Raw genomic sequence first — 6528 nt, forward strand, 5'->3', positions numbered from 1 at the left:
GTTGTTTTTACCGCTTTTAACACCTGCTTTTTATTAAGTTTAATCATCATTAGCCATCGTGTTTTACGTTTAACTAACGCTAATCATACCCACTTTTTATCTTTACTCATGTTGTTTTACCCGCAGTTTTAATAAGTCACGCCTCCGATAATCAATCCTTTTCTCAGGGCTTAAATCCTGCCAGATTAATCTGCTTATCCCCTTTTTATTGCGTTATTTTTACGATTTTTTGCATAAAATAACCGGCGAGAAAATATTTAAATAACCTGAGGTTTGCTTAAGAAGGGAACTTAGTGCCTGAGGCACGATCAAAGTTTTTGTCAAAGAAAACAAAATTTAAACGAAGCCGAGGTTGATTAATATCCTAACGCTTTTGAGGTTTTAGATTTCCTCCGTATTAAGCAAAAATTTACGGTGATGTTTATTCATTCCATACGATGGATAGTGATTAATTAGCCATTTTATGTGATGTGTATCACATTTTTGTCATGTTAATATGATAAATATCGTGATCTTGTGGTCATAAAACTCAGAGGACGAAATTCTCTATTATTTATTTCCACGCTACTCAGCTGGATGCTGTTTATTGTTCTCTACAAATGCCACGTATTAAGTGACTTAGTTTTCCGCTTTCATTTTTTACTGTGGAACAGGATGGAACTATTTTTTTATTCAGAGCCATAAAGTTGAAACACCGGCTTGGTAATATGAAGAAGCGCTGTATGGCGTTATCTCCGTTTCAGGATTAAGGTTCAATTATGTAAGGTTTCAAATATGGATGGATTAGTTTTCACCTGCCAAATTGGCATATTGCCCCAAACAACCTTTCAGGTATCGCAATTTACCTTGCAGGAAGAGTTATCACAGCTTTATAGCCTGACGTTAAAGGTGGTTAGCTCACGTGATGATATTCCTTTGAATGACCAGCTGGGGGACAGTGCATCACTGACCATTGCCCGTAATGGCGTCACCGAACGTACCATTAATGGTTTAATAGCCGGTGCTGAGCAGGGTAACACCGATGGCCGTCGTACTTTTTATACCTTCACTATCCGCCCCTCAATGTGGCTGATGACGCTTAATCAGAATAGCCGTATCTTCCATCGACAGTCCGTACCGGAAATCTTAACGCAGTTGCTTAAAGAGCATCGTATTTCATTTGCCCGCGATACGCTCTATAAACGCCATGCTGAACGGGAATACACCACGCAAAAACGGGAATCAGACTATGACTTCTGGTGCCGTCTGGCGGCGGAAGAAGGCATTATCTTCTGGTTTGATGAAAGACAGATGTTGTTCTGTGATTGCCACTTGGGCATGCGGGCGGATATCGATCTTACTTACAATACGCATCCTGAAACGGACGATACCGATACCACTGCATACCAGTGGAGTTATGGCGAATACCTGTGCCCGAATGGCACGGTCCAGAAAGACTATAACTTTCTTAACCCTAAATATTCGCTCGAACACCGGAAGACAGTTGACAATCGTGGGTACGATTTGGTGTTTGAAAGCTACGGGCGTTTCCAGTGGGATGCGGAAGGAAAACCGTTTACCCAACTACGGTTAGAGCAGTTACAAAACTACAGCAAAGTCGGCACGGCTCAAACCAACTGTATCCGGCTGCGTCCAGGCAAAATTTTTACGCTGCAATCCCATCCAATAGAAGCGATGAATGACCGCTGGCAAGTGCTCTCTGTCACTCATCATGGGCGGCAGCCTATTGCGTCAAACGACGGCGGCGAAGGAACAACACTGACAAACGATGTCACCTTTATTCCAGGGCGACAAGACTGGCGACCACCTTACCGCTACAAACCGCTAGCGGACGGTGATGAAGTCGCCACGGTGGTCGGGGCGGGAAGCGAAGAGATTTATGTTAACAAACACGGCGAGATACGTATCCACTTCCATTGGAACCGTTACGATGAAGCGGACGACCTCGCTTCCTGCTGGGTGCGGGTTGCACAAGGCTGGAACGGCAGCGGTTTCGGTTTTATGGCGATACCGCGTGTTGGGCAGGAGGTGATAGTCAGCTATCTCAACGGCGATATTGACCGCCCGATTGTGACGGGCTGTACCTACAACGGTCTCAACCGCCCGCCGCTTGATTTACCGGTGGAGAAAACCCGGACTACCTTTAAAACCCAGACTCACCGAGGACAGGGATTTAATGAACTGCGCTTTGATGATGCAAACGGCCGCGAGGAAGTGTTTATTCATGCTCAACGGGATATGAATACGCGGGTTCTCAGGGATGAAACCACACAAATAAGCCATGACCAGAAAACAGAAGTTGAACATAACCGCACCACCATCATTAAAAACGATGATGACGAAGCCGTGCAGGGCTTCCAGACACTTGACGTCAGTCAAAATCAAACGGTGACCATTAAAGGCCAGCAAGCCATTTCCATTGGTAAAAGCTATCAATTAAACATCACCGATAATCAGCAAATTACCGTGGGTAAACATATCAAGCTGCGTTCTGAAAGCGGGCAAATCACCATTGGGAACGCAGGCGGGCAGATAGTCATTGACCCGATGGGGAACATCCGTATCGAAGGGGTCAGTATCACCATGACCGACCATACCACCGGTAAAAAATCCGCTGATGCGCTGTTTGACTACGCCGCCCGCTATACCCTGCTGAGTGAGCAGAGCGGTAAACCGCTGGTGGATACCCTCTACACTATCACCACCGCTGACGGGCAGACCCTTTCCGGTAAAACCGACGCGCTGGGCAGAACCGTGACTGTACAGAGTAAGGTTGAAGAAAATCTGCAAATGAGTTCACCGGAAGCCCCACCGAAACCGAAGAAAACCTTATACCGAGCCAGCGGTAATACGCCGGTAGAGTATGTTATGGAATTTACGGAGAAATAAGTATGACAATATCCAACAGCGGCAAGATGTGCCCGGCCGTCACCTCAATTAACTGTACGATGGAAATCGGGGTCTTTCCGGCCGATGAAGACCCCTGCTATTTGGCGGAAAAAGCTGAATATGCCCTGCGTCTGCCTGCGATGATTGTGACTAAACAGGGGGCGATCCGCTTTCTTAATCAAATCATTATGAGTGGGTTGATTAAGGTTGAGGAGCTTAAACATGACTTTTTATGGTCCTATAAAGCAGAAGTGGTGTTTGCTATCCGAGGGAAAAAGGACGTTCCTCTGCCTATGCTGGCGACCAGTCAAGTCTCTAAGCAGCGTTATGGTGATAATTTACCGCAATCCAGTAATCCGTTTGCCCGGCCTTCTGCTGACGATGCGGAGAAATTTGGGGTTGTTGGTATCCGTCGGCCCGATATTATTCTGGTTAAAGATGAGGATCTCCGCTGGCCGGGCAGAAATGCCATCTACTTCGATGGTTCTGTACACCCCGATAATCTGAAGATGTTGATTGAGGTGAAATTTCCGGGAGATGATCTAAGTCGAGACCAAGAAAAAGATTATATTCAGATTGCTACCCGTTCTCGCTTTGGCGTGATGCGTGTCATCGATAACCGCACAGAAGAGCAAAAACAGTATGATGAAGCGTGGCGGAAACATTACCAACCCGGTTCCCAACACTATAAAAATCCTATACCACTGGCCCCACTGCCACCCGGTTCACCTCCTGATGATGAAGCTTTACCCGTACCTCCCGAAGAGGGCGTGCCGGGTACGATCCCGCAACCCCTGACAAAAAATCCGCCGCTTCTCAGCACTTCCCGTTGGTCTTTCTTACCCAGCTATGAAGACTGGGTTATCCTCGGGCAGGAAGTGGCTGGTCTGGCCGAAAATGGGTTGAGTTATGTCCGCGACAGTACCCGGGAGCTCCTTGCCCAGTTTGGTACCTGGTTCAATCAAGCCGGCAAGTGGGTGTGTGAAGAAATTATTGACCCGATAAGCCATCAGGTCAGCTACGTTTTTTCCTGGGTTAATGAACAAACGGGAAAAATCGTGACCTGGACTGAGCGTGAGATAAAAGCCCGGTGGCAGACTGTGCAACAGGGTTCAGATATCACCCTGGAAGATCTAAAAAACATGAGCTGGATGCAAATATTAAAAGAGGTGGGTGAAGGAATGCTGGAAGTGGTTGTGATTATTGCCGAAGTTGCCGTTGTTATCCTCGTCACCCTTGCCGTCGCTGCGGCGCTGATTGAACTGGGAGAAATTTTAATCGCTGCTGCTGCGGTAAGCGCTGCGGCATTAGCCGCCATCCTGGCAATGCTGGCGAGTGTGACATTCGCCACCGCCTCATAATGAACGGAGAAAATTATGGATACTAATGATTACTTTGCCCAATTGAAATCCCAACTGACCTCTTTTCTTTTTATCAATGGCGATGGACTGACTGTTTCCCGCCTGGGTATCTCAATAACCCTGTTTTTTAAACAGGGCTACACGCTGGAGAAAAAACAACGCATTCTGGCCTGTTATCGTCGTTTTCGCGAAGAATTTGGCACTCATCTGCGTTTTCACCGTCATGCACTGAAAGGGCTAAAAAAATATTCCCCGGAAAATATAGCCAAAGTGGAAGAGGGTATTCTGAATCAGAAAAAAAACCAGCTTTCTACCTGGGATATCAGTGACGCTAAAAATATCTATGAAGCTCCCCGCTATCTGATGCATTACCTGGACTCCCGAGAAATTGATGGTGATGATAGTAGCTCCTACCTGGGTCTGGTGCTGCCCTGGGATTATCTGAAAGAACAAGAGGGCATGACCAAATTTATGGCCTGGCTGGACTTTCTGTGTGAACAACTTGAGCCTGACTGGGGAGACTGTGGTTATTGTCTGGTCCTGCCCAGAGATTACCATGACTATTTTCCTTTAGAGTATCAACTGGCCCTACGCTACCCGACCCTGCAAGTCAACTCTACAGTTCATACCACACTGGATGATTATGCCCACTCGATACGAAGCATCAACTGGATTACCCTGCTGTCCAAACGCTTTGTAGGACAATTGGGCGGGGAATTCTGGATACGCACAATGCTGGCCCGCTACACGGATGTGGTGATGAGTCCTTACCACGATGGTCTGATGATCCGGGCTGGTAAATACCCGGACTTGACACCGCTGCCGGGCAGTGTCCCGGAGAGTTATTTCGCCATTAATCAGCTAATACGTCCGATACGTTTTGTGCCGGGAGAAGGTGATTCCCTGCACTTCTATGGCGCGGGTCATTTTGATGATATTTCCACACAAGCCTGGTATGCCCGTTATGACCGTGGACCTTTGCATGTGACCCCGCTGAGAGGCGGCAATCCTGCGCTAGTCAGTGGATTCTGGCGAACCGACAGCATCCCTGACAAGCAGTATTTCTTTGCGCAGGGCGCGATGGCTTTTGATATTCAGGGCGCGGAGTCAGGCACAACGATCTGGCACTTGATACGGGAAGGAAAAAATATGTGGGAATAACGGATTATCCACTGTCTCATCATGAACGGAGAGAATATGGAAACTTTGGCTTACTTTGCCCAGTTGAAATCCCAACTGACTTCTTTTCTTTTTATCAATGGCGATGGACTGACTGTTTCCCGCCTGGGTCTCTCGATAACCCTGTTTTTTAAACAGGGCTACACCCTGGAGAAAAAACAACGCATTCTGGCCTGCTATCGCCGTTTTCGCGAAGAGTTTGGTACCCACCTGCGTTTTCATCGTCATTCACTGAGGGGATTAAAAAAATATTCACCGGAAAATATTGCCAAAGTCGAAGAAGGTATTCTTAATCGGAAAAAAAACCAGCCTTCTAGTTGGGTAGTCAGTGATGCAAAAAATCTCTATGAAGCCCCTCGCTATCTGATGCGTTACCTGGATTCCGATGAGGATGATGGTGACGATAGTAGCTCTTACCTGAGTCTGACACTGCCCTGGGATTATCTGAAAGAGCAAGAAGGCATGGTTCGTTTTATGGCCTGGCTGGACTTTCTGTGTGAACAGCTCGAACCCGACACTGGAGACTGTGGTTACTCCCTAGTCATCCCCAGAGATTACCATGACTATTTTCCCTTAGAGTACCAGTTAGCGCAACGTTACCCTGCATTGCAAGTCAATTCTACAGTTCATACTGCGGTATTACAGTATGAACATGCCATCCGCAGTATTAATTGGATCACCCTGTTGTCCAAACGCTTTGTAGGACGATTGGGTGGGGAACATTGGATACGCACAATGTTGGCCCGCTACACGGATGTGGTGATGAGTCCTTACCACGATGGTCTGATGATCCGGGCTGGTAAATACCCGGACTTGACACCGCTGCCGGGCAGTGTCCCGGAGAGTTATTTCGCCATTAATCAGCTAATACGTCCGATACGTTTTGTGCCGGGAGAAGGTGATTCCCTGCACTTCTATGGTGAGGGGCATTTTGATGATATTTCCACACTGGCCTGGTATGCCCGTTATGACCGTGGGCCTCTGCATATGACCCCGCTGAGAGGCGGCAATCCTGCGCTAGTCAGTGGATTCTGGCGAACCGACAGCATCCCTGACAAGCAGTATTTCTTTGCGCAGGGCGCGATGGCTTTTGATATTC

Annotated in this window: 4 protein-coding genes; all 4 read left to right on the plus strand. The window is 47.4% G+C overall.

The features are described 5' to 3' along the window. Positions 1-774 precede the first annotated feature (774 nt). On the plus strand, positions 775-2889 hold the full coding sequence (gene tssI, locus ABR397_RS21595) for a type VI secretion system Vgr family protein (RefSeq protein WP_350307514.1): 2115 nt from the start codon (positions 775-777) through the stop codon (positions 2887-2889). A 2-nt stretch (positions 2890-2891) separates the two neighbouring features. Then, positions 2892-4250: a VRR-NUC domain-containing protein gene (locus ABR397_RS21600; protein WP_350307515.1), complete on the plus strand. Its 1359-nt coding sequence runs from the start codon at positions 2892-2894 to the stop codon at positions 4248-4250. A 15-nt stretch (positions 4251-4265) separates the two neighbouring features. Beyond that, positions 4266-5411, plus strand: coding sequence for a DUF3396 domain-containing protein (locus tag ABR397_RS21605; protein ID WP_350307516.1), 1146 nt, complete (start codon positions 4266-4268; stop codon positions 5409-5411). 36 nt (positions 5412-5447) lie between these two features. Then, positions 5448-6528 (plus strand): DUF3396 domain-containing protein (locus tag ABR397_RS21610; protein WP_350307517.1); only part of this gene is annotated, 1081 nt, incomplete at its 3' end.

Origin of the sequence: Photorhabdus viridis (assembly GCF_040256935.1) — a bacterium.
In the GTDB taxonomy this organism is placed as follows: domain Bacteria; phylum Pseudomonadota; class Gammaproteobacteria; order Enterobacterales; family Enterobacteriaceae; genus Photorhabdus; species Photorhabdus viridis.

Coding starts and splice junctions, on each gene's coding strand:
- tssI (WP_350307514.1), top strand. CDS start 775: ATGGATGGATTAGTTTTCACCTGCCAAATTGGCATATTGCCCCAAACA.
- ABR397_RS21600 (WP_350307515.1), top strand. CDS start 2,892: ATGACAATATCCAACAGCGGCAAGATGTGCCCGGCCGTCACCTCAATT.
- ABR397_RS21605 (WP_350307516.1), top strand. CDS start 4,266: ATGGATACTAATGATTACTTTGCCCAATTGAAATCCCAACTGACCTCT.